This window comes from Phycisphaerae bacterium, assembly GCA_012729815.1.
GTDB lineage: Bacteria > Planctomycetota > Phycisphaerae > JAAYCJ01 > JAAYCJ01 > JAAYCJ01.
On sequence record JAAYCJ010000102.1, the window covers coordinates 1 to 24484 of the forward strand.

At 64.0% G+C, this 24484-nt stretch carries 19 protein-coding genes and 1 tRNA gene; 6 read left to right on the top strand and 14 right to left on the bottom strand.

Annotated elements, in window-relative coordinates; all coding sequences use genetic code 11:
- Window positions 1-1609: polysaccharide biosynthesis protein (locus GXY33_07515; GenBank protein NLX04976.1), on the bottom strand; the 1609-nt coding region annotated here is incomplete at its 3' end.
- A 318-nt stretch (window positions 1610-1927) separates the two neighbouring features.
- Between GXY33_07515 and GXY33_07520 the strand changes: the two genes are divergently transcribed.
- Window positions 1928-2001 (top strand) — tRNA-Arg (locus GXY33_07520).
- A gap of 210 nt (window positions 2002-2211) precedes the next feature.
- A complete protein-coding gene (locus tag GXY33_07525) occupies window positions 2212-3678 on the top strand; it encodes a glycosidase (protein NLX04977.1) in 1467 nt (488 codons plus the stop codon).
- Between the two features lie 35 nt (window positions 3679-3713).
- Here the strand turns inward: GXY33_07525 and GXY33_07530 are convergent, their stop codons facing one another.
- Entirely contained in the window at window positions 3714-4706 is a 993-nt protein-coding gene (locus GXY33_07530) for a nucleoid-structuring protein H-NS (protein NLX04978.1), read from the bottom strand.
- 215 nt (window positions 4707-4921) lie between these two features.
- Here GXY33_07530 and GXY33_07535 point away from each other — a divergent pair, with 215 nt between their 5' ends.
- Window positions 4922-6109: a prolyl oligopeptidase family serine peptidase gene (locus GXY33_07535; protein NLX04979.1), complete on the top strand. Its 1188-nt coding sequence runs from the start codon at window positions 4922-4924 to the stop codon at window positions 6107-6109.
- Between the two features lie 8 nt (window positions 6110-6117).
- Window positions 6118-6579 (top strand): DUF386 domain-containing protein, encoded by a 462-nt coding sequence (locus GXY33_07540; protein NLX04980.1) that lies wholly within the window; start codon window positions 6118-6120, stop codon window positions 6577-6579.
- A 16-nt stretch (window positions 6580-6595) separates the two neighbouring features.
- Here the strand turns inward: GXY33_07540 and GXY33_07545 are convergent, their stop codons facing one another.
- From GXY33_07545 to recA, 4 genes are all read right to left on the bottom strand, one after another.
- Entirely contained in the window at window positions 6596-8089 is a 1494-nt protein-coding gene (locus tag GXY33_07545; protein NLX04981.1) for an SGNH/GDSL hydrolase family protein, read from the bottom strand.
- A 39-nt stretch (window positions 8090-8128) separates the two neighbouring features.
- Window positions 8129-10900, bottom strand: a complete 2772-nt coding sequence (gene alaS, locus GXY33_07550) for an alanine--tRNA ligase (GenBank protein NLX04982.1) — start codon at window positions 10898-10900, stop codon at window positions 8129-8131.
- A 17-nt stretch (window positions 10901-10917) separates the two neighbouring features.
- On the bottom strand, window positions 10918-12015 hold the full coding sequence (locus GXY33_07555) for a PDZ domain-containing protein (protein ID NLX04983.1): 1098 nt from the start codon (window positions 12013-12015) through the stop codon (window positions 10918-10920).
- 66 nt (window positions 12016-12081) lie between these two features.
- The gene (gene recA / locus GXY33_07560) at window positions 12082-13215 is read right to left on the bottom strand and encodes a recombinase RecA (GenBank protein NLX04984.1); all 1134 of its coding nucleotides are present in this window, start codon (window positions 13213-13215) and stop codon (window positions 12082-12084) included.
- 143 nt (window positions 13216-13358) lie between these two features.
- Between recA and GXY33_07565 the strand changes: the two genes are divergently transcribed.
- Window positions 13359-14720, top strand: coding sequence for a ribosome biogenesis GTPase Der (locus tag GXY33_07565; GenBank protein NLX04985.1), 1362 nt, complete (start codon window positions 13359-13361; stop codon window positions 14718-14720).
- Window positions 14721-14810: 90 nt separating this feature from the next.
- Entirely contained in the window at window positions 14811-15173 is a 363-nt protein-coding gene (locus tag GXY33_07570) for a PilZ domain-containing protein (GenBank protein NLX04986.1), read from the top strand.
- A gap of 33 nt (window positions 15174-15206) precedes the next feature.
- Here the strand turns inward: GXY33_07570 and GXY33_07575 are convergent, their stop codons facing one another.
- The 8 genes from GXY33_07575 to ilvB all read right to left on the bottom strand — a co-directional run bounded on the left by GXY33_07575 (window position 15207) and on the right by ilvB (window position 24414).
- Window positions 15207-16283: a L,D-transpeptidase family protein gene (locus GXY33_07575; GenBank protein ID NLX04987.1), complete on the bottom strand. Its 1077-nt coding sequence runs from the start codon at window positions 16281-16283 to the stop codon at window positions 15207-15209.
- 174 nt (window positions 16284-16457) lie between these two features.
- On the bottom strand, window positions 16458-18152 hold the full coding sequence (locus GXY33_07580) for a hypothetical protein (protein NLX04988.1): 1695 nt from the start codon (window positions 18150-18152) through the stop codon (window positions 16458-16460).
- Between the two features lie 24 nt (window positions 18153-18176).
- Window positions 18177-18980, bottom strand: a complete 804-nt coding sequence (locus GXY33_07585) for a prepilin-type N-terminal cleavage/methylation domain-containing protein (protein ID NLX04989.1) — start codon at window positions 18978-18980, stop codon at window positions 18177-18179.
- A 65-nt stretch (window positions 18981-19045) separates the two neighbouring features.
- Entirely contained in the window at window positions 19046-20146 is a 1101-nt protein-coding gene (locus GXY33_07590; GenBank protein ID NLX04990.1) for a substrate-binding domain-containing protein, read from the bottom strand.
- Between the two features lie 110 nt (window positions 20147-20256).
- Window positions 20257-20769: a 5-(carboxyamino)imidazole ribonucleotide mutase gene (gene purE, locus GXY33_07595; protein NLX04991.1), complete on the bottom strand. Its 513-nt coding sequence runs from the start codon at window positions 20767-20769 to the stop codon at window positions 20257-20259.
- A gap of 63 nt (window positions 20770-20832) precedes the next feature.
- Window positions 20833-22038: a hypothetical protein gene (locus tag GXY33_07600; GenBank protein ID NLX04992.1), complete on the bottom strand. Its 1206-nt coding sequence runs from the start codon at window positions 22036-22038 to the stop codon at window positions 20833-20835.
- Window positions 22039-22080: 42 nt separating this feature from the next.
- The gene (ilvN, locus tag GXY33_07605) at window positions 22081-22617 is read right to left on the bottom strand and encodes an acetolactate synthase small subunit (protein NLX04993.1); all 537 of its coding nucleotides are present in this window, start codon (window positions 22615-22617) and stop codon (window positions 22081-22083) included.
- Between the two features lie 57 nt (window positions 22618-22674).
- Entirely contained in the window at window positions 22675-24414 is a 1740-nt protein-coding gene (gene ilvB / locus GXY33_07610) for a biosynthetic-type acetolactate synthase large subunit (GenBank protein ID NLX04994.1), read from the bottom strand.
- Window positions 24415-24484 lie beyond the last annotated feature (70 nt).

Sequence of the window (24484 nt, forward strand, 5' to 3'; positions counted from 1 at the left end):
CCGCCGCCTGCATCACGAGCTGGGCGGCCTCGGGAATGGTCATAAAGTACCGCCGCATCTCCGGATGCGTCACCGTTACCGGTCCGCCACGGGCGATCTGGTCCTTGAAGATCGGCACCACCGAGCCGTTCGAGCCAAGCACGTTGCCGAATCGCACAGTCACAAACTGCGTGCCGCTGGGATGTGAGATGCTCTGAATGTACATTTCAGCCACCCGTTTTGAGCATCCCATCACGCTGGTCGGGTTGACCGCCTTGTCCGTCGAGATCATGACAAACTTCTGGCAGCCGGACTTGGCTGCGGCGTCGGCGCAGTGCTTGGTGCCGAAAACATTGTTCTTGATCGCCTCGGAGGGGTTCAGTTCCATCAACGGAACGTGCTTATGCGCCGCGGCGTGGAATACCACCGACGGCCGCTCCAACGAAAAGACGTGCTCGATCCGGTCCTTGTCGTAAATGTCGCAAATGTACGATTTTATCTCAAGCTCAGGGAACAGCGCCCGCAACTCCCGCTCGATGTGGAACAGGGCGTTTTCCGCCTGCTCCACCAGCACCAGCCGGGCCGGGTGAAACTTCCCGACCTGACGGCACATCTCTGATCCGATGGAGCCACCCGCTCCAGTTATCATTACGATTTTGTTCTGTGAATACTCGCTGATTGCCGCCGTGTCCAATTCGGCCGGGGCTCGTCCGAGTAGGTCATTGATATCCACGTCGCGAATCTGTGAGACCTTAACCTTGCCCGCGATCAGGTCGGCCATGGCCGGAAGCGTCCGGAACCGGATGTTTGTGCCGGAAAGACTTTCGACAAGCTTCCGGACCGTCCGTGGCGGGGCGGTGGGCATGGCCAGCAGGACTTCATCCACCCCGTGACGTTCGCACATCTCCCGAATCTGATCAGTGCCTCCCAGCACCCGACAGCCGAGCATGGTGGCCCCGTGTTTGGTCGGATCGTCATCCAGGAGCCCGACCACGTCGTACTGCTCGACCGGCATGCGATGGATTTCGCGAAGGGCTAACTCGCCCGCATTGCCCGCCCCGATGATCAGGACACGGGTCAACCGCCCGCCGGGCAGTTGGCGGAATTCTTCGTGATAGAGCCGCACCGCCAGCCGCACCCCGCCGACCAGGGCGATCGTGCACAGCCAGTCCAAGCCGTAGATGACCTGGCGGAAGCTCTCGTAGGCCAGCGGATCGATCACGTTGGGATAGCGTGCGGGCAGAACGTAGCCCGCGATGGTGAAGAAGGCTACGAAGAGGAACAGACCGACGTAACTGGCCAGCGTGATCCGGATCAGGTCCTGGAGCGACACGTAGCGCCACCAGCCGTGGTACATCCCAAATGCCCAGAACACCACCACCTTGATCACCAGCACCCCCGGCAGAAGGGGCAGATAAAGCCGCCGGAGCCAGTCATCGGAGTTGCGGAAGTTGTAGGCGATCGCGAACGCCAGCAGCAGGGCCAGCGCGAACAGCACTACGTGGACCAGGGCGATCAGCACCCGGCGGTAGCGCAGGAGCAGCGTCAGGCTCTGGTCCGCTTTGGCCTGTTCGGTAAGTGATTGGGCCGCCTTGATTTTCGAACGCGATAGTTCGGACGGTTTGGCCACGAGAACCTCTATTCGTTTCCAACATCCATGTCCGGAGCCGCTTTGCGATCGTCGCCGGCGGAGAAGTCCGGAAACCGGCCGCCACAGGGGCAATTCCGCCACTAATCAATTATCGGCCGCATTGTCCCATACGATTAGGTACGAGTTTAAGCCGTGGAATGTTCGTCTTTCCAGCGTCTGCCGGGGTGAATAGAACCGATGGAGCCCATGCATGGGGAATTGTACCTGGAGACGATGAAGTCTGCAAAACATTCTATTCTGGTTCTTGCCGTCCGCAGCGGTCCGGTTATAATATTGAGACAACTAAGAAAACCAAACGTCCCCGTGGCACAATTGGATAGCGCGTCAGCCTCCGGAGCTGAAGGTTACAGGTTCGAGCCCTGTCGGGGACGTTTCTAAACCCTTTTCCCCGCAGTGTTTGGGAAAAGGGTTTTTCTTTTGGGATCGCCGGTGGCGGACGCAAGGGGTGATGCGGCAAAAGGCCTGGACCGATCAAGCGGGAATTGGGCTTTCTGCAAATTGTCCTGTGCCGCCTGCGGGAATATACTGTGACTATATCCACCGACTCAACCGACGCCCCTCGCATCGATGCGGAGAATACCTTGGACGTAAAAAAACGCGAGTTGACGGTTCATTACCATGAGGGCCGGCTGACCGGCGATCCCCGGCGAACCATTATCTGCTTCATGTGGCTGGGCAGTCCGGCCCGGGCCCGACAGATCATCGAGCGGGTCGCCCGGCTTGACAAGCCGCAGGTCTCGCAACTGGTCGGCTCGGTCCTGGCCGACTTCGGGCCGCGTCACCCGGACCTGGAGACGTCGCTGCTGGAGAACTACCGGGAGGCGACGAACCGGGCGGGCGTGACGGCGGGACAGACGACCGCCGAGAAACTGCTGATCGGGGCCTACTTCACCATGGAGTACGCCTTCGAGTCCGCCGCCCTGTTCAACCCCTCGATGGTGCCGGCCCTCGACCAGAGCGGCCTGAAGTCCGAATCGATCCGGTTCCTGATGAGCCTGCGGGCGGTCGGCGAGGGCCACCTCTCGTCGATCGTCTTCCGCCGCGGCGTGATCAATCCCGAGGGCGAGATTCATCTCGAACCGGTTTCCCCGCTCTCGCGGCGGATGAAGATTCATGAGGACCGCCTCTACGAGAAACATCTGTTCCGGATCAAATTGACAGAGATGGGCGGCGACGTCAAACCGGCCGAAACGGTTTTCGGCCGTTTAAAGGAGAAGTTCACGTATCCGGACCTGCTCGCCGCGGTCGAGCAGGTCGCCGGGCGTGAGAACGGGCCGCAGCGCGAAATGGCGGACCGGATGGTGTGGCTGGCCCGGTCCAACTATGAGATCCGCATGCCGCCCAACGCGAGGCTGCCCGAACTGGTCATATTCCCGAACTCGGAGACCGAGAAGCAGGGCATGGAGGACATGCGCCTGGTCCGGTTCGTTGAGCCGAACGGGACGGTCCGCTACTACGGCACCTATACCGCTTTCGACGGGCACCGCATCCTTCCGCAGATCATGGAGAGCGAGGATCTCGACGTGATCCGCGTGCACACGCTCAACGGCCGTTTCGCCCAGAACAAGGGCATGGCCCTGTTCCCCCGCCGCCTGGACGGCAAGTTCGCCATGCTGGCCCGGATCGACGGCGAGAACCTTTACGTGATGAAGTCGGGTAACGTGCACTTCTGGAACGAAGGCGTCCGCATCCACGGCCCGCGGCGGGCGTGGGACCTGGTGCAGATCGGCAACTGCGGTTCGCCGATCGAGACCGAGCACGGCTGGCTGGTGCTGACCCATGGGGTCGGGCCGATGCGGCGGTACTGCATCGGGGCCATGCTGCTGGACCTGCACGATCCGACCAAGATCGTTGGTGAACTCGAGGATCCGCTGATCGAACCGCACGCGGGGGAACTCGGCGGCTACGTGCCCAACGTGGTCTACTCCTGCGGCGGCATGCCCTACAACGGCCGGTTGGTCATCCCCTACGGGATCAGCGACGCGGCCACCGGCTTTGCCAGCGTGTCCATGACCGATCTGTTGGATCGCCTGCGGTTCGGCGGCTGATGGAGGAGCGGCGTGAGGATCCAGGCCGCCGGCGGCTACTCCTCTTCGATCATCTGATCGTAGAACGCGACGATGTCCTCGCGGCTCTCGCCCGCCCGCCACTTGATCGCCGACCGGGGATGGCGGTTCAACTGGCCGGTAATCATGTACGGGATGTGATAACCCCACTCCATCTTGCCGCGAAGCGGCAGGAAGTGATCGCGGATGCACTTGAGAATGGGGCGAAGCTTGAACTTGGGATTGTGCAGGAAGCCCATCAGCAGTTCGAGCGGGCAGTTGCCCGCCCCGCGCCCCATGCCGTCGATGGTCGCATCGAGCCGGTTGGCGCCGACGATCAGGGCCTCGAGGGTGTTCGCGTAGGCCAACTGCTGGTTGTTGTGAGCGTGAATGCCCACCTCCTTGCCGGTCCCTTCGACCGCCCGCATGTAGGCCAGCGTCAGGTCGCGAATCTGCTCGGAGTAGAACGACCCGAAGCTGTCCACCAGGTACACCACGTCGGCGGGCGTCTTGGCGAAAGCCTCCAGCGCCTCCTGAAGCTCGCGTTCCTGCACGGTTGAGACCGCCATCAGGTTCACCGTGGTTTCATAGCCCTTGTCGTGGGCGTCCTTGAGCATATCGATCGCGGTGGGCACCTGGTGAATGTAGGTGGCCACGCGGATGCAGTCGATGACGCTCTGGTCTTTTGGGAGAATATCGTGGTGATAGTCGGTGCGCTCGGCGTCGGCCATCACGCTCAGCTTGATCTGCCGCGGCTCGTCGCCCACCACGCGGCGCATATCGTCCTCGTCGCAGAACTTCCAAGCCCCGGACTCGGATCGGGAGAATATCTTCTTGTCGCCCTTGTAGCCCAACTCCATGTAGTCGATGCCGGCCTCGGCCAAGGCCCGATAAACCGCCTGGACGAACCCGTCCTCGAACATGTGGTCGTTGATCAGCCCGCCGTCGCGGATCGTGCAGTCGTGCAGCTTGATCTCCGGACGGTATGATACCCAGGTTCCCTTGGCGAACGTGTCTTTGTAATGTGGCATCATCATCAGAGTCCTCGGAAGAAACCGCCGCTGCGGCGGGAGGGTTACCGCCCAAGTTACCGGATTCGCGGGTTTCCTGTCAAGACCGGTCCGCGCCGCGGATGGAAAAACGCGGATTCTTATGGCGGATCGGCGGGTCGGGCGATACAGTCTTTCGGGGCAGGCATCGGAATTCACCGACGCCGCCGCGAGAGGTTCTGGCGAGGGTAACGCCGATGGACGAGACGACCTCACAACAGGGTCCGTGGAACCTTGACGCCCTCAGTGCCGCTCCGGAAGTGTATCCTGCGGATGGGTTTGCGGCTGAGGGAGTCCGGCCCCTGTTCTACCGCGGACCGGACTGGCAGGGCCGGCCGACCCGCGTATTCGCCTGGTACGGCGTGCCCGAGCAGCGAACCGACCGCAAGCTCCCAGCCATGGTCCTGGTCCACGGAGGCGGGGGCACCGCGTTCGACGACTGGGTCCGCCTCTGGAATTCACGCGGCTATGCCGCGATCGCCATGGACACCTGCGGCTGCGTCGCCGGAGGCGAGCACGCCAACCGCCCGCGCCACGAGCACGGCGGCCCGCCCGGATGGGGCGGGTTCGAGCAGATCGACCAGCCGGTCCACGACCAGTGGCCCTATCACGCGGTGGCCGACGTGATCCTGGCCAACTCGCTGCTGCGGTCGTTTCCCGAGATTGACCCGCAGCGGATCGGGGTGACCGGCGTCTCCTGGGGCGGTTATCTGACCTGCATCGTTTCGGGCGTCGACTCCCGTTTTCGGTTTGCCGCCCCGGTCTACGGCTGCGGATACCTTCACGAGAACTCCGGCTGGCTCGACACATTCGCACAGATGGGTCCGGAGAAGGCCCACAAGTGGTGGAGCTTGTGGGACCCGTCGGTGTATCTGCCGCGGGCCGCGATGCCCATGCTCTGGGTTTCGGGCACCAACGACAGCCACTACCCGCTCGACTCGCTGCAGAAGTCGTACCGGCTGCCGGAAGGCCCGCGGACCCTCTCGATCCGCGTCAACATGCCGCACGGCCAGGACGACGGCGCTCAGCCGGGCGAAATCGCCGCCTTCGCCGACCACCACCTGCACAGCGGGCCGCCGCTGCCGTCGTTCGGGTCGCAGCGTCCGGAACGACGCCACGTGTGGATCACCTTCTTTTCCAAAACCCCGATCGTCCGGGCCGAATTGAACTACACCACCGATATGGGCCCGTGGGTGGACCGACAGTGGCACAGGAATCCGGTGGACCTTGACCCGGGCCAGGGGCGCGTGATCGCCCCGCTCCCGGAGGCGACCACCGCCTATTACGTGAACCTGATCGACAACCGGGACCTCGTGACCAGCGGCGAACACGTCGAACTCGCGTCGCATCGCCCGGACGAGGAACCCCTTTCATCACAGGATTGAGGAACGCCATGATCATCGACCGAATCGACAACGCCTCGCTGTACTACGGACTGATGACCCGCATCGGCGCGGGGCTTCGCTGGCTCCAGAAGACCAATCTCGAGACGATCCAGCCCGGCAAGCACAACATCGACGGCGCCAATCTTTACGCCGTGGTGGCTGAGTACCAGACCAAACCGGTCGCTCAGGGTTTCTGGGAGGCCCATCGGCGCTACATCGACATTCAGTACGTGGCCGACGGCGTGGAACGGATCGGCTACGCCAACCTCGACGACCTGCGCGAAGTCGAGCCGTACGACGAGGAGAAGGACTTCCTGAAGCTCCAGGGGGCCGGCGACCTGTTCGTGGTCCGGCCCAGGACGTTCGTTATCTTCGGCCCGCAGGACGCCCACATGCCCGGCATCTCCGTTGACGAACCGCAGGCGGTCAGGAAGGTGGTGGTCAAGGTCCTGATCGACTCGGCGGTGTGAGGCGCGGCAAAGCCCTTTATCGCAACGGCGGCCGGTAGACCTCGATCGACTCGATGGGCACCGGACCGTCGCCGTTCGGGATAATCTCCAGCGTGTGCCGGGCGTTCGAGAGCCCCTGAACCAGCGTCGTGCGGTGGACGCGGACGTCCGGTTCGACCCGCGGCGGCTGGTACTCGTCCACGAACATCGGCGCCACCGACCATCGCACCTCGAAGCCGAGCGGGCAGAGCTTGTTGCGGTAGGTGCGGGCGAAAGTCATGGCGCCGAAGTCTCGCGGTTCGATCACCACGCGTCCCGAATTCGAGACGAACCGCTCGTGATTGGTTCCGCCGCCGTCCGGGCCGGTGCGCGAGCCGCTGACCTCGAACGCGATGTCCGTGGCCTCATCGTTGATCGACGTGATCCGCAGCGTCCAGTCCTCGACCAGCAGGGGGGCGGCGTGGCCGATCCGCTGGATGGCTGGCCACCAGACGTCGAGCGCCTCGCTCGGCCGAGTGATCGCGTAGGTTCCCGCAAAGCTGGAAGGCGGCTGGCCGTCGATCAGGACCCGCGCCGTGCCCAACGCCGCGTCCTGACAGGCCCCAGCGATCGCATTGACGCGGTTCCCGTCGAACTCCAGGCGCAAGACGCCGTCCGCCTTGCGGCCGACCGCCGCCGCTCCGTCGCGCTCCCATCCGCCGCCGGTAAAGACAATCTCATCTGACGCACTTTCGTCGAGCGCGCGCTTGGCTTCGTAGGTGCGCACGGTATCGAGCCACCGGTTCGGCCACAGCGTATTGAGGCGGAAGTGTCGGCTGACCAGCTTCGTGAACAGCTCGTTGCCCGCCTCGTTGGGATGGACGTGATCGCCCAGGAGCTGGCGAGGATCCAAACCGTAGGTCTGAAGGTACTGCTTCCACGCCTCGCGGATCTCGACCAGTTCGGCGTCGTACTTCTGTGCCAGGTGTCGGATCACGTCCGACGACTCATCCTCCACTTGCGTTTGCTCGGCGAAGGCGCGGGTCTCTGTCTGGTGAACGCCGACCACGTGGTGGGTCAACAACATGATCTCAGCCGTGGTGGTCCGGCGGATGTTCGAGATGATCCGCTCCAACTCGCCGGTGTACTCGCCGTCGTAGACGTGGAAGATCACCAGGTCCGGGTAGAACGGGTACAGGTCGTGCACCGCCGTCCGGACCAGCGCCGGAGCGGTAAAGCCGCCGATCGCCCGGTTGACATACTCCAGCTCGGCATGCGGAAACGTGCGCCGCAGGTACTGCTCGATCTGCCGCGTCCAGGCGCCTTGTGTGATCGACTGGCCGTAGACCAGTATCCGCACCGGATGCCGCCGCTGCGGCGTGCTCGTGGCCAACAGGGTCATCGTCCGCTGAATGCGGCCGCCGAAGAACTCCTGGAAAGGGGCCGGCGGCGGCTCGGGAATCGGCGAGGCCAGGGCGGCCGGCGTCTCCTGGGCGAATCCCACATGGGTGCAGAACAGCACAGCCGCCAGAAGCAGACCGAGAGAAAGCATGACGTCCTCCTTGAAGTAATGACGCCGAACTTCGGGCGTCTACTGGGCGACGCTGAGGGTCTCGCGGATGATCTTCTCGACTTCGGCCAGGGCTTCGGGAAGCTTGTCCGGCAGCTTGCCGCCCGCCTGGGCCAGATGCTCCTTGCCGCCGCCGCCTCCGCCGACGATCGGAGCGGTCCGTCGGACGATCTCGCCCGCGGAAAGGCCCTGTTTGATCAGCTCGTCGCTGACTGCGGCCAGCAACAGCACCTTGCCGTCGCTGCGGGTGCCGAAGAAGATCACCGGATTGTCGAGCTTCTTCTTGAGCCGGTCGACCTGGGCCCGGATTTTATCCACCGGCGCCGAGGGCAGTTCGCCGACCACCAGCGTGGCCGGTCCGATTTTGACCGCGCCGTCAACCAGTTGATCGACCGCCGCGTTGACGTCGACGCCCACCGGACCGTCCTTGAGCTGCTTCTTGAGCTTGCGATTCTCTTCCATCAGGGCCGCGACCCGCTCGCCGATCTGCTCCGGCGCAGCCTTCAGAAGTTGCGAGAGCTGCCCGACATCGCGGTACCGCTCGTGCAGAAGCCCGCGCAGCGCTCGGCCGGTCCGGGCGGTGATGCGCCGCACGCCGGTCTGAAGCGACTCCTCGCGGATGATCTTGAAGTCCATGATCTGGGCGGTGTTGTCCACGTGCGTTCCGCCGCACAGCTCCCGCGAGAACGCGCCTTGGAGGCTCTCCAGGTCGGCTGCGCCCACCGCGATCACCCGCACCTGCTCGCCGTATTTTTCGCCGAACAGGGCGGTCACGCCGCTGGCCAAAGCCTCCGCCAGCGTGCTGTCCTTGGCCACCACCGCCGCCGACTCGTCGATCCGCTGGAGCACCAGTTGCTCGACCCGGTCGATCTCCTTGTCGCTCAGCGCCTTGCCGTGCGTGAAGTCGAACCGCAGGTATTCGTCGTTGACCAGTGAACCGGCCTGCTTGACGTGATCGCCCAGCACCTGACGCAGACTCCACTGCAGCAGGTGCGTGGCGGTGTGATTGTTCATCGTATCCAGCCGCCGCCGCCGATTCACCTCCAGCCGCACTGCCTGGCCCGGCTTAAGCTGGCCGACGACCAGCCGCCCCTGGTGCAGCACGGTCCCGTCGCCCGCCTTCAGAGTGTCTTCCACGACGAACTCCGCGCCGTCGACGATGATCCGGCCTTTGTCCCCGATCTGCCCGCCGGACTCGGCGTAGAAATTCGTCCGGTCGACCACCAGCGCCGCCTCCTGGCCTTGGCGAAGCTCGCCGCTGTCGCTCCACTTGCCGTCGGCGATCCAGCCGAACAGCCTGGCCTCAAGGGGCGAAAGGCTGTACTTGGCACTGTCGTCGGTCGCGGGCAGCGAGAGGTCTTCCGCCAGCGCCGCCTTGGCCCCGGCGCCCTTCGACGCCTGACGCGCCCGCTGACGCTGCTGGTTCATCAGTTCAGCGAATTGCTCCTCGTTGACCGTCAACCCGCGCTCGCGGGCCATGAGCTGCGTGAGGTCCAGCGGGAAGCCGTAGGTGTCGTAGAGCTTGAACGCCTCATCGCCCGGGAACGTCGCGCCGCCGGACGACTGCACCCGCGAGGCCACCTGCTCAAAAATGTCGATGCCGCGATCGAGCGTTCGCCCGAATGCCTTCTCTTCCTCGTGGATCGTCTCGGTCACCAGTTGGGCCTTATCGGCCAGTTCCGGGAACGCCCCCTTCATCATCTCGACCACGGTCGGCACGAGTTTGTGGATGAACGGCTCCTGGACTTCCAGCTTGCGGCCGTACCGCGCGGCGCGGCGCAGCAGACGCCGCATCACGTAGCCGCGGCCCTCGTTTGACGGCAGCACGCCGTCGCTGATGGCGAACGTCAGCGTCCGCACGTGGTCGGCCAGCACGCGGCAGACGATGTCCACGATGTTTTCCGTGTCGTCGCTGTCGTATCGGTCGGCCAGATGCGTCCGCGTCGAACCGTAGGTGCAGCCGGTGATCTCCTCGATCTTCCGAATAATCGGGACGAACAGCGGCGTCCCGTAATCCGAGAACGTCGCCGGCTTGCCCTCCGACCAGAGGTTTAGCAGCTTCATCGCCGCCCACGTCCGCTCCAGGCCCATGCCCGTATCGACGTGCCTGGCCGGCAGCGGCGTCAACTTGCCCGACTCGTCCCGATCGAACTGGATAAACACCAGGTTCCACAGCTCGATCACCCGCGCGTCGCCCTTGTTGACCAGCGAGCCGCCGGAACCGTCCGGCGTCAGGTCGATGTGAATCTCGCTGCACGGACCGCACGGCCCGGTCTCAGCCATCTGCCAGAAGTTGTCTTTCTGGCCGAACTTCTTGATGTGCGACGGGTCGATGTCCGTCACCTTCGCCCACAGCGAAGCCGCCTCGGCGTCCGGAGCCAGCCCCATCCCTTCGTCGCCCGCGAACACCGTCGCGTACAGCCGCTCTTTCGGCAGGCCCCACACCTGCGTCAGCAGCTTCCACGCCCACTCGATCGCCTCGGCCTTGAAGTAGTCGCCGAACGACCAGTTGCCCAGCATCTCGAAGAACGTGTGGTGGTACGTGTCGCGCCCCACGTCCTCCAGGTCGTTGTGCTTGCCGCTGACCCGGATGCACTTCTGGGAGTTGACCGCGCGGTTGTACGGGCGCGCCCCGATCCCCAGAAACACGTCCTTGAACTGGTTCATGCCCGCGTTGGCGAACAGCAGCGTCGGGTCGCCCTGCAGCACCACCGGCGACGAGGGCACAAACGTGTGCTTCAACGTCTCGAAATAGCGAATGAACTCGCCCCGGATATCGACCCTTGACGTCATGCCTGATCCACCTTGTCCTAGTCTCTGTAATTATAGGAACCGACGGCCGTTGCCGACTCGGCAGGGGAGTGGGCGGCGTGGACGAAATCCCGCCGCGCCGCCACCACCAGCGTCGCCTGGAGGAGTCTAGCATCCCGCTCCAGCTTTATCGAGACTTTTGTGCCCGGAACGGTCAGGCCGATCAGGCGGATCAGGTCGTCCACGTTGGCCACTTCTTCGTCGTCATACTCCACGATCAGGTCGCCGACCTCGATGCCGGCCAGAGCGGCGGGGCTTCGCCCCTTGACCGTCTCAACCCGCGCCCCGGCCTTGCCGGCTGGGTTGCTCAGCGAGAGCCCCAGATACCCATGGTCGATCCGCTCGCCCGCCCGGAGCTTCTCGATGATCCGTTTGGTCCACTTGCAGGCGGGAATGGCGAACGCGGCCGGTCCGCCCACCACCTCGGTGGCCGAGATGATCGTGTTGATCCCGATCACCTCGCCGTCGAGATTGAACAGCGGGCCGCCGCTGTTGCCCACGTTGATCTGCGCGGTGGTCTGGATGAGATTGCCGTAGTAGCGGTCGGTCTGGCTGTCGACGCCCGGTACGTAGCGGCCGATGGACGAGACGATGCCAAGGCTCACCGCCGCCTGCCCGTCAAAGCACAGGCCCAGCGGATTGCCCATGGCCAGCGCCCACTGGCCGCGGCGAATCTTGCCGATGTCGCCGAACCTGGCCGTCGGCAGGTCCGCCGCGGCGATCTTCAGCACCGCCAGGTCGCTCCGCGGGTCGCCCGCCACGAGCTGGGCCGCGTACGTCCGCCCGTCCCACAGCGTCACGCGGATGTCCGTGCACTGGCGCACCACGTGCTCGTTCGTGAGAATCTCGCCGTTCGACGAGATCACCAGGCCGCTGCCGCGGACCGGCGCCATCACCGCCGGTTCCACCTCGGCCTCGCCGCTGTCGTCCGACCAGGGCGTCGGACGCTGGCCCTCGATCGCCACCACGGTCTGGCCGAGGCGTTCCGTCAGATCTACCAGTTCTTTCTCAACGTCGCGCAGGAGCAGCAGGCCCGAAAGGCCCTGCGGCTCCGACACCACCGCCTCCGCCGAGACGATCCCCGGCAGAAGCGCCACCACAACCATCCATCTGCACGCGCTTCGCATGGTCTTCCACCACTCTCCAGTTGTATGAACACGGCATCATTTGCCTTTGCCTTTTCTGGTGGAGATCGCGACTTCGTCCCCGTCATCGTCGCCGCCGAGCTCCTCGTCGGACGCGGACGGCACGGCGGCTTCGTCCACGCCCTTCTTGTCCAGCACCTGCTGGCGGATCTCCGCCATCACGTCGGCGTTGTCCCGCAGGAACTGCTTGGCCGCTTCGCGGCCCTGGCCGACCTTGGTCTCGCCGTAGGTGAACCACGCGCCGCTCTTGTCGACGATCTTCTCCTCAACGGCCAGATCCAACAGGTCGCCCTCCGGGTCCACGCCGCGGTCGAACATGATGTCGAACTCGGCCATCCGGAAGGGCGGCGCCACCTTGTTCTTGACCACCTTGGCCCGCACCCGGTTGCCCGTCGTTCGCTCGCCTTCCTTGATCGAGCTGATCCGGCGGATGTCGATCCGGACCGAGCTGTAGAACTTCAGCGCCATCCCGCCCGGCGTGGTCTCCGGGTTCCCGTACATCACGCCGATCTTCTGGCGGAGCTGGTTGATGAAGATTACGCACGTGTTCGACTTGTGAATCGCCCCGGTCAGCTTCCGCAGCGCCTTGCTCATCAGCCGCGCCTGGACGCCGACCTGCTGGTCGATCATCTCGCCTTTGATCTCGGCTTCCGGAATCAGCGCCGCCACCGAGTCGATCACGATCACGTCCACCGCGTTGGTGCGGACCAGCATCTCCGCGATGTCCAGGGCCTGCTCGCCGGTGTCCGGCTGAGAGACCAGCAGGGCCTCGAGGTTCACCCCCACCCGCTTGGCCCACGTCGGGTCCAACGCGTGCTCGGCGTCGATGAACGCCGCCACCCCGTTCTCCCGCTGGGCGCTGGCGATGATCGCAAGGGCCAGCGTCGTCTTGCCCGACGACTCCGGCCCGAACATCTCGATCACCCGGCCCTTGGGCACGCCGCGACCGCCCAGCGCCAGGTCAAGGCTCAGCGATCCCGTCGATATCCCCGGCACCGAGGCGATCAGATCGCTGTCGAGCTGCATGATCGCGCCTTTGCCGTACACCTTCGTGATGTGCTGCAAGGCCTGCTGGAGGACCTCTTCCTTCTTCTGACCGTCGTCGGCCTGAATCTGCGGTTTGGCTTTCGCCTTGGCTGCTCTGGCTGCCATGGAGTTCTCCTTGCCCTAGAGGGTCAATCTTACTTTTTTGACGTCCAAAATGCAAATTACCTGCACCCGTCTGCCACTCGGAATATAATACGGGCGCCGGTGCTCTACAAGGGACATCAATTATAGGCAAGGGTGGTTCGTTTGTGAGTCTTAAAATCGTACCAATTATCGGACGTCCGAACGTCGGGAAAAGCACGTTGTTCAACCGCCTGGCCGGGCGGATGATCAGCATCGTCGACGCCAAGGCCGGCATCACGCGCGACCGGCTTTCGGTCATCTGTCACGCCGACGACCGCTACTTCGAGCTGGTTGACACCGGCGGCTACGGCATCGAGGACCTCGACGCCCTCGGCCCGGAGGTCGAGCGACAGATCCGCTTCGCCCTGGACCGGGCCGACCTGATCATTTTCCTGGTGGATGTCCAGTCCGGCATCACGCCGCTGGACCGTCGCGTGGCCGACATCCTCCGCCGCGAGCAGGTCCCGGTGCTCGTCGTGGCCAACAAGGTGGACGACCGGGTCCACGAGTACGCGATGCACGAGTTCGAATCGCTGGGCCTGGGCGTGCCGCAGCCGATCTCCGCCCTCCACGGCACCGGCATCTCCGACCTCCTGGAAGAGGTGGCCCGGCGCCTGCCTCCCTCCGACGAACAGGCCCCAGCCGAACCGATCATGCAGATGGCCATCGTCGGGCCCCGCAACGCCGGCAAAAGCACGTTCATCAATACCCTGGCCGGCGAGGAACGGGTCATCGTCAGCGAGATTCCCGGCACCACTCGCGATGCCGTCGATGTCCGCTTCCAGATCGGCAATAGAACCTTTCTCGCCATCGATACCGCCGGCGTCCGCAAAAAGGGCAAAATCCGCGAATCCGTCGATTTCTACAGCTACGTCCGGGCCGAACGCTCCATCCGGAGGGCCGACGTCATCCTGCTCATGGTCGACGCCAGCCAGCCAATCGCCCAGATCACCAAGAAGCTCGCCGGTTATATCACGGAAAATTGTAAACCGTGTGTCATAGTGATAAACAAGTGGGATCTGGCCGTGGGCAAAGCCGACATCCAGGACTACGCCGAGTACGTCGAGAAGACTATGCCGGGGCTCAGCTTCGCCCCCATCAGCCTCACCTGCGCCAAGGACGCGATCAACGTCCAGGAGACCGTCAAGCTCGCCTACAAGCTCTTCGAGCAGGCCTCCACACGGGTATCCACCGGCCAGCTCAATGAGGCCATCGAGGAGATCCGCAAGGCCAAAGCCCCCAGTGGCGCCAAGAGCAAGGCCCGCCCCCGTTTCTACTACGCCACCCAGATCGGCGTCCGGCCGCCCACCATCGTCCTCTTCGTTAACGACCGACAGGCCTTCGGCGAGGACTACCAGCGGTTTATCGTCAACCGTTTCCGCGACCTCCTTCCGTTCGCCGAGGTTCCGATCCGCCTGATGGTCCGCGAGCGGACCCGCAGCCAGGAAGGGGGCAAACCCCCTGGCAAACGCCCGCCCAAGGCCTGATATCCGCAGACCTGGTTCCTTAATACCCTTTCCCTTCGTGCCGATAAGTCTTCTGGCCAGTAGTCGGCAGACGCCGGAAAGGATGAACCGATGGTCACGACGACCCCCATTTCGGGCATGAGCGAAAAGATCGAACGTTTTGTCGAGCGTTTCCGTACCCATGCGGCGACCAGCGAGTTCGAAACCCGCCGCACCGCTCCGCGATTCCTGATGGCCGAACCGGTGGACGTGATGATCGATTCGGATGAGACGCCCGCCGACGTGATTCTGGCCTCCGGACGCGACATCAGCAGCAACGGAATCGGCATCTACGCCAACAAGCCCATCAGGGCGGGCACGGAAATGATCGTCAGCATCGAAAGCGGCGCCGACCGGCTGCTCGCCAAGGCCGTCGCCGTCCACAGCACCATGTCCGTCGGTCTCTACAAGGTCGGCGCGCGATTCATCGTCTAGCCGCCGCCGCTTCCGCACAATCCGGCGACCCGTCTACGGCAGGACGGTGATCTTGCTGGCTCCGGACTCCAGCATGTCGAAGACCTCGGCAATGTCCTTCTTGTGCAGCCGCACGCACCCCTTGCTCATCATCTTGCCGATGCTCTCGGGCTCAATGGTGCCGTGAATGCCGAACCCGCTCTTGCCCACCGCCTCGCCCGTCAATCCCTTCAGACGCACCCAGTAGCCGCCGGTCGGATTCTCCGGGTCGGCGCCCGCATAGAGCTTGCCCGTGTCCGGATCGGTATAGGCTGGGTTCTTGACGCAGTCCTCGACCAGCCACGTGCCCGTCGGCGTCTTATCGTTCTTGCCGAGGCCCACCGCATACCGGGCGAACACCGCGTCCTGAAGGTACATGTACATCATGAACTTGTGCTTGACCACGACCGCGTTGATCGGCCCGCGCACCAGCTTGAGCCGCTGATCGACGCGAAGCTGCCGCGGATCGGCGATCCCGTTGATCCGGCAGATGAACCGGTAGGGCACATGGCAGGGGTTGGCGATCCGCATCAGCAGGTCGCCCGACTTGACCGTGTAGGGATAGCACAGGTGGTCGTCGGGAGCCAGGCCCGGCGTCAGGATGCTCTGCTCGCCCAGCTCCAACGCCAGCCGCTCGACCGCGGTGTTGGGCTCATCGTAGCCATTGGCGGTCAGGAATTCGTTCAGCAGGCTGCGGGCCTTAACCGTCTTACGGCTTCGGATCAACTGCTCCGCCTCAGCCAGGGCCGCCGCCGCTTTGGCCTCCAGAGGCTCGGGAGTTTTCGTCTCGGACGGCGCCGGTTCCGCAGCGGACGGCGCGGGATCGGCGGCCAGAAGCGGCAGGCCGCCCGTCACCGGGGCGGCAGGGGCCTCCGATCGGCTGGCCAGCGGCACCCGCTCGACCACCAACGTGTCGTAGTCGCCTCCGTCGGCCAACTCAAGACGCCTCGCCCCCTGATCGGCCGGCATCGGCCCAACCGCCCACGAGAGACCCTGGTAGACCAGCCATGAACAGAGCACGAACGCAACCAACGATGCCAGGAACTTGTTGGCGGGACGCGCCCAGAACTTCCGGAGTTTCCGTCTGGCCATAAGCTCTTAGCCTCCATGCTCTTCGCTTGTCGGAGTCGCCTAACGGGGATTATACCCCCGTACCCGCCCAATACAACGTCAATCTGACCATCCGTAGTCATTCAGGAAGGGCAGGTCGCGGCGTCTGTGCTTCTGATCGGAGAAACGCAGCCGCATTTTCCAGTCGGCTGCACTCTACCTGGCATCCTTCTTCGGACCGAGCACCTGGATCGCCTGCAGCAACTCGCCGAGGGCGGCGGGCCGATCGCTCATCACCAGGTACGCCGGACGCCGGATGCCGCCGTTCAGCGCGGTGTTGTTCACTCGCACGGCCAGCAGATTTCGGTCATCGGTCTTAAGCTTGCCCGAGAGGTCTACCGCAAACGGTTCCGACCAGATCGCCATGATGTCGCGGCCTTCGGATTGTACGCTGTGCTCGCCGATCTGTACGCTGTTCAGATAGACCCAGGCTTCCTCATCTACCATGTCGAAGACAAGATAGGCAAACGTGCGGGTCTTCTCGGGCAGTTGCGGCAACTCCGCCCGATACCAGGCGTAGCCGGTGTACCCCTTGCCGTCCTCACCCCCGAATCCCTGGCCTTCCCAGCCGACGTCCTTGTCCATGTCGCTGCGGATCGTTGCCCAGCCGGCGGTCTCGTGTTCAACCGCGAACCACTTCGCTTCGACGCCGATGTCGTTCGGGTCGATCTGGAACCTCCACTCCTGGCTCAGCGGCACCACCGTCATCCGATCGGCCAGCGTCTCCGGCGCCGCCGACGCGACCGAACCTTCGCCCATCACTTTCACCTTGCCGGTCCGATCAAACAGGTCGGCGTTTTGAAGGACGTTGGCGGCGCAGACGACGTTCGTGCCGCTGCCGATGCTGATGCCGTGCTTGGGCTTGCCCTCGCCGACTACCACGTTGCCGGTGATGGCGACGTTCTGGTGGCCGGTATCGCCCGGAAACTCGGTCTGGTTGACCCCCGTCAGCCAGATCCCCCCCCGCATGCCCGACTTGCCTTCGGTGATAATTACCGTGTTGCCGCTGACGGCGACGTTGCGGCAGGAATAGAACAGCGATATCCCGGCGTTCTGGCAGTTGCGGACCGTGTTGCCCGCGATCGTGCTGTCGAAGCACCACTCCAGGTCGAGCCCGACGTCGCTCGCCCCGTCCACGATATTGCCCACCATGACCACGCGATAGGCCCCGGTTCCCCAGATCGGACCGCCGCCGGCGTCCTTGAGGTAATTATTGGCAAAGATCAGATCCTCGCAGCCCGCCATCTCCCATTTCCAGTTGCCCCAGAACTGCAACCCGTGGCCGCTGGCCTTGACCACCGTGTTGTCCAGCACCTTGGCCCGCTTCGAGAACGTGAGGCTGACCGCCCAGCCGACGTTGCGGAAGTCGCAGCTCCGGATCACCAGATCATTGGCGTGGTCGGTCACGATGCAGACCCGCTTGCAGTCGGCGAAACTGACGTCCTCGATGGCCACGAAATGCGACTCGCCGCCCAGCCGGATGATCCCGTCATTCGAACCGCCCTGCGGCGATCCCGCGCAGTCGAAGTGCAGCCGACTCAAACGCACCCGCGGGCCAAGGTCAAAGATCTTGGCTGTCTCCTCAGCCAGCTTGATCGTCGAGTTTCGACCCAGACCGTGCAGGAAGACGCCCTCGGGCACATCCAGCGTCTCAGAACCGAGCAGGTAGGTTCCAGGAGGCACGAAAATGTCCTTCTCGCCGGAGGCCATCGCCTTCCTGAATGCCTCGGTGTCATTGGCTTGGCCGTCGCCGATCGCGCCGAAATCGCGAACATTCGCCGCCAGGATGTCGCCCGCAAAAACCAGGGCAAACAGACATACCAGTACCGTCGTTGTTCCGCGCATCGTCATGGTTTGGGAGCCTCGCCGGAAAGGTCAGTTATTCCACCGGGAAAAATCCCGGAATAGCCAATGCAAGTTCATGGTCCCGCCGGACCACCAGCCCGGCCAGCAAAACGGACTGTCGGCCAGAGGGCTCCGCGAAAAACGCACCGCGCCTTCGCCGAACAGCACGTTGAAGCCCTCGCGCTGGGCGTGGGTCCAGTCGGACATCGAGTACAACAGGTCGCTGCCGACCGCGTACCCGCACAGGTTGTCAGCCTGGGCGGTCCAGAACTTGCCGTGCGGCTCCATCCAATCTGACTCGTTGCCGATCCGAACCGCGCCGGGAACCGCATAGGCAAAGTTCCCGCCGCCGTAAGGATCCTGCTCGCCGCCGAAGATGTGCGGCACCAGGTAGACGTACGGAATCCGAATGATGCTTGTGCCCGGCGACGGTCGCCAGTAGTCCTTCATCGCCTCGTAGGCCGGCGTATCGCTGTCGTGCGTGCCGCCGAAACTCGGGCAGTAAAACACCTTGGGCGTCTCGATCATGCGCAGGCCGAACAGCATACCGAAATTCCACCACCCGCCAGACCACGCCACGTGCTGGAAATTCCCCGCGAAGTTGTGGTTGATCGGGGCAAACCCGCTGTAATCCCCGGCGTAAACGTGAATCCCCTGTCCCAGACTCCGCAGATTCGCGGCGCACTCGACCACCCGCGCACTATCCCGCGCCTTGGCCAAAGCCGGCAGCAGGATCGCCACCAGCACCGCGATGATCGCCACCACCACCAGCAGTTCGATCAGCGTAAATGATCTCGGATTTCGAATTTCGGATTTCGAATATGCGGAAGACATGACGTGGAGTCTCCTAATCCGCCTTCTCCCCAAATCAGCAATCAACAATCAGAAATCAGCAATTCCTACATCGTTTCCCCTTCGACTAGATCAGCCGCTATGTGGTGCACCTCGATCGGTCCGGCGTACCCGTCGATCCGGCGGAGCAGCAGCTCCGCCGCCCGCCGGCCCTGAAGGTCGCGGTGGACGTCCATCGTGGCCAGCTTCATGGGCGAGACCGCGTCGACCGCCGAACCCATCAGCGAAATCACCTTCATCTCCTGCGGCACCTTGATCCCCGCCGCCAGGATTGCCCGCAGCGCCCCGACCGCCGGATAGTCATGCCCGCAGATCAACACCTCGCACCGGAAGCCCGCTCGCAGCATTTCCGCCATCTTCCGCTGCGCGTCAATGAACGGATCGGGCGGTGACCGGTAGCCGCTCGGAGCGTCAAAGATGAAAATCCGCTCGTCGGGAAGCTCGACGCCCAGCGGCGAAAGCTCCCGCCGGAACGTCTCGATCGCCGGCCGGTTGATCCGCGCCGGAGTGTAGGTGAAATGGACCGGATCGCGATAGCCCTTGGCACCGATGTACCAAGCCACCTCCTGGGCGAGCAACTCGCACGAGTCGCGAACCCAGTCGCAGGGCAGCCCGGGCAACTCGTGCTGACCCACGATCACCACCGGGATGCCCGCATCGGCCAGAATTGCGCCGTCGATCCGGCAGATCTCCTCCGGCATCGTGTGCAGGATGATCCCGGCCGGGCGAAGCCGGACGAGTTGCTCGATCATCCGCTGGTACTTCCGAAGGTCGGCACAGGTGGAATACGTGGCCAGCGCGTGCCGCTGCGGATCCAGGGCCTCGCCGATCCCCTTGACGTACAGATTCGTCTCACCCGCCAGGGCGGGCGTCACGTAGGCGATCTGGGCGATCTGGCCTTCGTACAGTGGCCGGGACGGTACGAGTACGCCGCGCTGAGGAAGCTTCTCCAACCGGCCTTCGCCGGTCAGGATGGCGATGGCCCGGCGGACCGTCGGCCGCGAGACGCCGTATGCGCCCGCCAACGCGGTCTCGGAAGGCAGCATCGAGCCGGAAGCGTACCGGCCGGCACCGATGTCCGAGAGGATCTGACGGCTCAGCCGCACCGATTTGCTGTTGTAGGAAATGTCCTGGGTTCCAACTGGCATCACCAGTCAGGATACCCGGAATGCTACCAATTCACAAGCAAAATTCTGACAACCCGTCATTTATTTGAGGCATTGTCAAAATTTGACTACCGTATAGTCGAATTGATAAGTTACTTGCGGCACTGCTGATCCTTGGCTAGAACGCTCTCGCGCTGCTTGTCGGCATACGCGGCGAGTTTCCCAGCCAACCCCTGATCCGACAGGGCCAGGATTCGCACCGCCAGCAGGGCGGCGTTGCGGGCCCCGGGCGAACCGATCGTCACCGCCGCCACCGGCACGCCGGGCGGCATCTGCGAAATGCTCAGCAGGGCGTCGAGCCCGCCGAGGGTTCCCACGCTGACCGGAATGCCGATCACTGGTAAAAGTGTATGGGCGGCAACCGTGCCCGGCAGGGCGGCTGACAGCCCCGCCGCCGCGATCACCACCTTCACGCCCGTCTCCGTAAGCCCTTCGACGTAGGCAGCCGTTTCCTTGGGCGTTCGATGGGCGGAGAGAATCCGAAGCTCATAGCCGATCCCGAATTCCTCCAGCAGCTTCAGTCCGCCGCCGACCATTTCCAGATCGCTGTCGCTGCCGAGGATCACCGCCACCTGCGATTTGCCTTTGCCTGACGTCACGTGCATGGCCTCCATAACGTTCGCGGGAACGGCCGCCATTGTAGAACGAAAGCCGCCCGCGCACAACCGTCAGTCGAACCGCCCGAAGTCATGCGCCGCTCTGTACATCGCCGCCAGGTTCACCCACGGCACGTTGGGCGGCAGGTTGTTCGCCTCGCGGAAAATGAAACGTCCGCCGTCCCGCACGCCGCTGGTCAGGATCTCGCGGCTGCGGTCGTAGACCTGCTGCGGCGAGCCTCCCATCAGCAGACCGATTTCGACGCCGCCCTGAATCTGGACCGCCGGACCCAGTGCCCGGCGGATCCGGGCAAAGTCGATCGGGAATCCGGTGTCGAAAGTGGTCACGCCCAACTCGTCACGGATGGTCCGGAAATGCCGGCTGGCGTCGCCGCACAGGTGGATGCCACGTTGGCCGGGCTGCGAGCCGATGGCTTCGTACCACCGCCGATGGTGCGGCAGGAGCATTTGGCGATATTGCGCCGTGCTGATCAGGGCGATCGAGTCGTCGGCCAGATCGAAACCGGGATTTGTCAGTTGATAGCGTTCCACAAACGCCCGCCGCCGCTTGATCGCCGCGTCGGTCAGGAACGCGAACAGCTCGTCGGCGTACGCCGGGTCTTCCACCATATCCATCAGGATATCCGGCCCGCGAACGTTCATCGCCACCGTCAGCGGTCCGTCGGTCCCGAGGCAACTGGGCGGTTGGATATCGATCGGCCGGTCCAGGAACGTCTTGTCCCGCACGAATTCAACCAACGTCTCATGGAACTCCGCCTCGCGGCGGAACGGGTCGCGATCGAACGGGCGGTCGATATCCACGTCGAACACCGACCGCTTGTTCGCGTCGGTCAGAATCGGCGTGGTGTCGGGCACCTGATCGTCGTGGAAATCGACCGGACAGCCGAAGAACCACGCCTCGAAAACGTTCTGGAAGTGCAGGCCCACGCACCAGCGGTCCGGCAGCGCCGTCTCCCAGTCGCAGAAGCAGTGGTAGCGCATCCGGCAGACATACTGCCACAGCAGCATCGATCGCAGCATCGCCTCCGGCGAGGCGAACACCTGGCGGAAGTCCAAGCCGGAGTCGATCCGCCGGTCCAGCAGGGCCACCCGGTTGTTCGTCGCCAGCAGCACCGGCGTCCGCGTCGGCCGCCCGTCGTGATAGGCCTTCCACACCGCCGCCTTGGCCGCATCGTCCGTGATCGGAGGGGCGAACTCGCCGAACGGCGCAACGTCCAACTCCGCCAGTCGCCACGTGGGGTCAAACAGGTCGCTCATCACGTTCCTCCGCCGTCCGTTGCTGGTTTGAATCGTCCGCCGTCAGTCGGTTCGCGGCGCCGGTTCGGCTTTGCCCGACTGGCTGGCCCGCGGCATGGCGATCACGCCCGTCCGGGCCAACTGCAGGATGCCGTAGGGCCGGCACAGCTCGATGAACGACTCGATCTTGCGCTCCGGCCCGGTCAATTGGATCATCATGGCCTTGGGGCCGACGTCCACCACCGTGCCGCGGAACACGCCGGTCAGCTCGATCAGTTCCGTCCGCCGCTCCGGCGGGCAGTGGAGCTGGATCAGCAGCAGGTCGCGCTCCACCGAGTCCTGCTCCGAGAGGTTGCGGATCTTGACCACGGTGACGATCTTGCCGAGCTGCTTGCGAATCTGTTCGAGCGTCGGCTCGTCGCCGCTGGTCACGATGACGATCCGCGAAATCTCCGGGTCTTCCGTCCGTCCGACCACCAGTGAGTCGATGTTGAATCCCCTCGCTGCGAACATGCCGGCCACGTGGGCCAGCACGCCCGGTTGGTTCTGGACGAGCACGCCGAGGACCGATTTGCGTTCGTGGGTCTTTTCATGGGCCATGATCTGGCTTCGCTCCATTTGGGCGGTTGCACGCGACATGATTGCCTCCTTTCGTCCTTACGCCAGCGATCCGAGTTCCATTTCGTGGAGACTCTTGCCCGAGGCCACCATCGGCCAGACGTTCTCTTCCGGCTCGACCTCAAAGTTCATGAGGAACGGGCCGTCCGTCGAAAGCGCCTTGGCGATGACGTCCTCGACCTCGGCCTTCTCCCGCACGTGCACGCCGGGAATGCCGAAGCCGTCGGCGATTCGGATGAAATCGGGCAACTGCATCTGCGTGTACGAATAGCGCCGCCCGTAGAACAGCTCCTGCCACTGCCGGACCATGCCCTGGAAGGTGTTCTTGATGATCGCGATTTTGATCGGCAGCTTGTGCTGGGCCACCGTGGCCAGTTCCGTCAGGGTCATGCTGAAGCTGCTGTCGCCGTCGATATCGATCACCAGCTTGTCCGGGCGTCCCATCTGGGCTCCGATCGCCGCCGGCAATCCGAAGCCCATCGTGCCCAGGCCGCCCGAGGTCACGAGCTGGCGCGGCTGACTGAACCCGAAGAACTGGGCCGTCCACATCTGGTGCTGGCCGACCCCGGTCGTGATGATCGCCTTGCCGTCGGCCAACCGCCCGAGCGTCTCGATCACGTACTGCGGCTTGATCGTCGAACTGTTCTTGTCGTACCGCAGCGGGTACCGCTGCTTCCACTGGGCGATCCGTTCGAGCCACTCGGTCCGCTCTCGCGGCTCGACCAGCTTGACCAGTTCGGTCAGGATGTTCGTCGCGTCCCCGACCACCGGGATATCGACCCGGATGTTCTTGGAGATCGACGCCGGATCGATGTCGATGTGGATCGTCCGGGCGTGAGGGGCGAACGTCTCGAGCTTGCCCGTCACCCGGTCGTCGAACCGCGCGCCGACCGCGATCAGCAGGTCGCACTCCTGCACCGCGTAGTTGGCGTACGCCGTCCCGTGCATGCCCAGCATCTTCAGGGCCAGCGGGTGCGACTCATCAAACGCCCCAAGCCCCATCAGCGTGGTCGTCGTCGGCACGTTCGCCTTGATCGCCAGTTCCCGCACCAGCTCCGCCGCCCCAGCGATCAAGACGCCTCCGCCCACGTACAGCACCGGACGCTGGGCGGCGTTGATCGCCTCAGCCGCCGTCTTGATCTGGCGCATGTGCCCGGCAAACCGCGGCCGATAGCCCGGAAGCCGCATCTGCGTATCCACCGGACCGGTCAACTCGCCCGTCGAGACATCCACCGGCAGGTCGATCAGCACCGGACCCGGCCGGCCCGTCCGCGCCACGTGGAAGCATTCCTTGATGATCCGCCCCAGATCCGCCACGTCCCGGACCAGCACGTTGTGCTTGGTGATCGGACGGGTGATGCCGGTCATGTCCGCTTCCTGAAAGGCGTCGTTGCCGATCAGGTGCGTCTTGACCTGCCCGGTGATCGCCACCACCGGCACGCTGTCCATGTACGCGTTGGCCAACCCGGTGACCAGGTTGGTCGCGCCCGGTCCCGACGTGGCCAGACACACCCCGACCTTGCCCGTCACCCGGGCGTAGGCGTCGGCGGCGTGGGCCGCCCCCTGTTCGTGCCGGGTCAGGATGAACCGGATCGGCGATTGGTAAAGCTGATCGAAAATCGGCAGCACCACTCCGCCCGTGTAGCCGAACATGTGTCCGACGCCTTCCTCGAGGAGGCACTGGTGCAGGATCTCGGCGCCTTTCCAGACGCGGCCGGGTTCGGCAAACGGACTTGCGGAAGTGGGGGGGGCGGTGGATGTACCTTGTCCATCACGCATGGCTTTTATCCTTTCCAATAGGTGGCCACGGTTTCTGTACGGGCCTCGATCACTTGCTCGATGCCCGGGC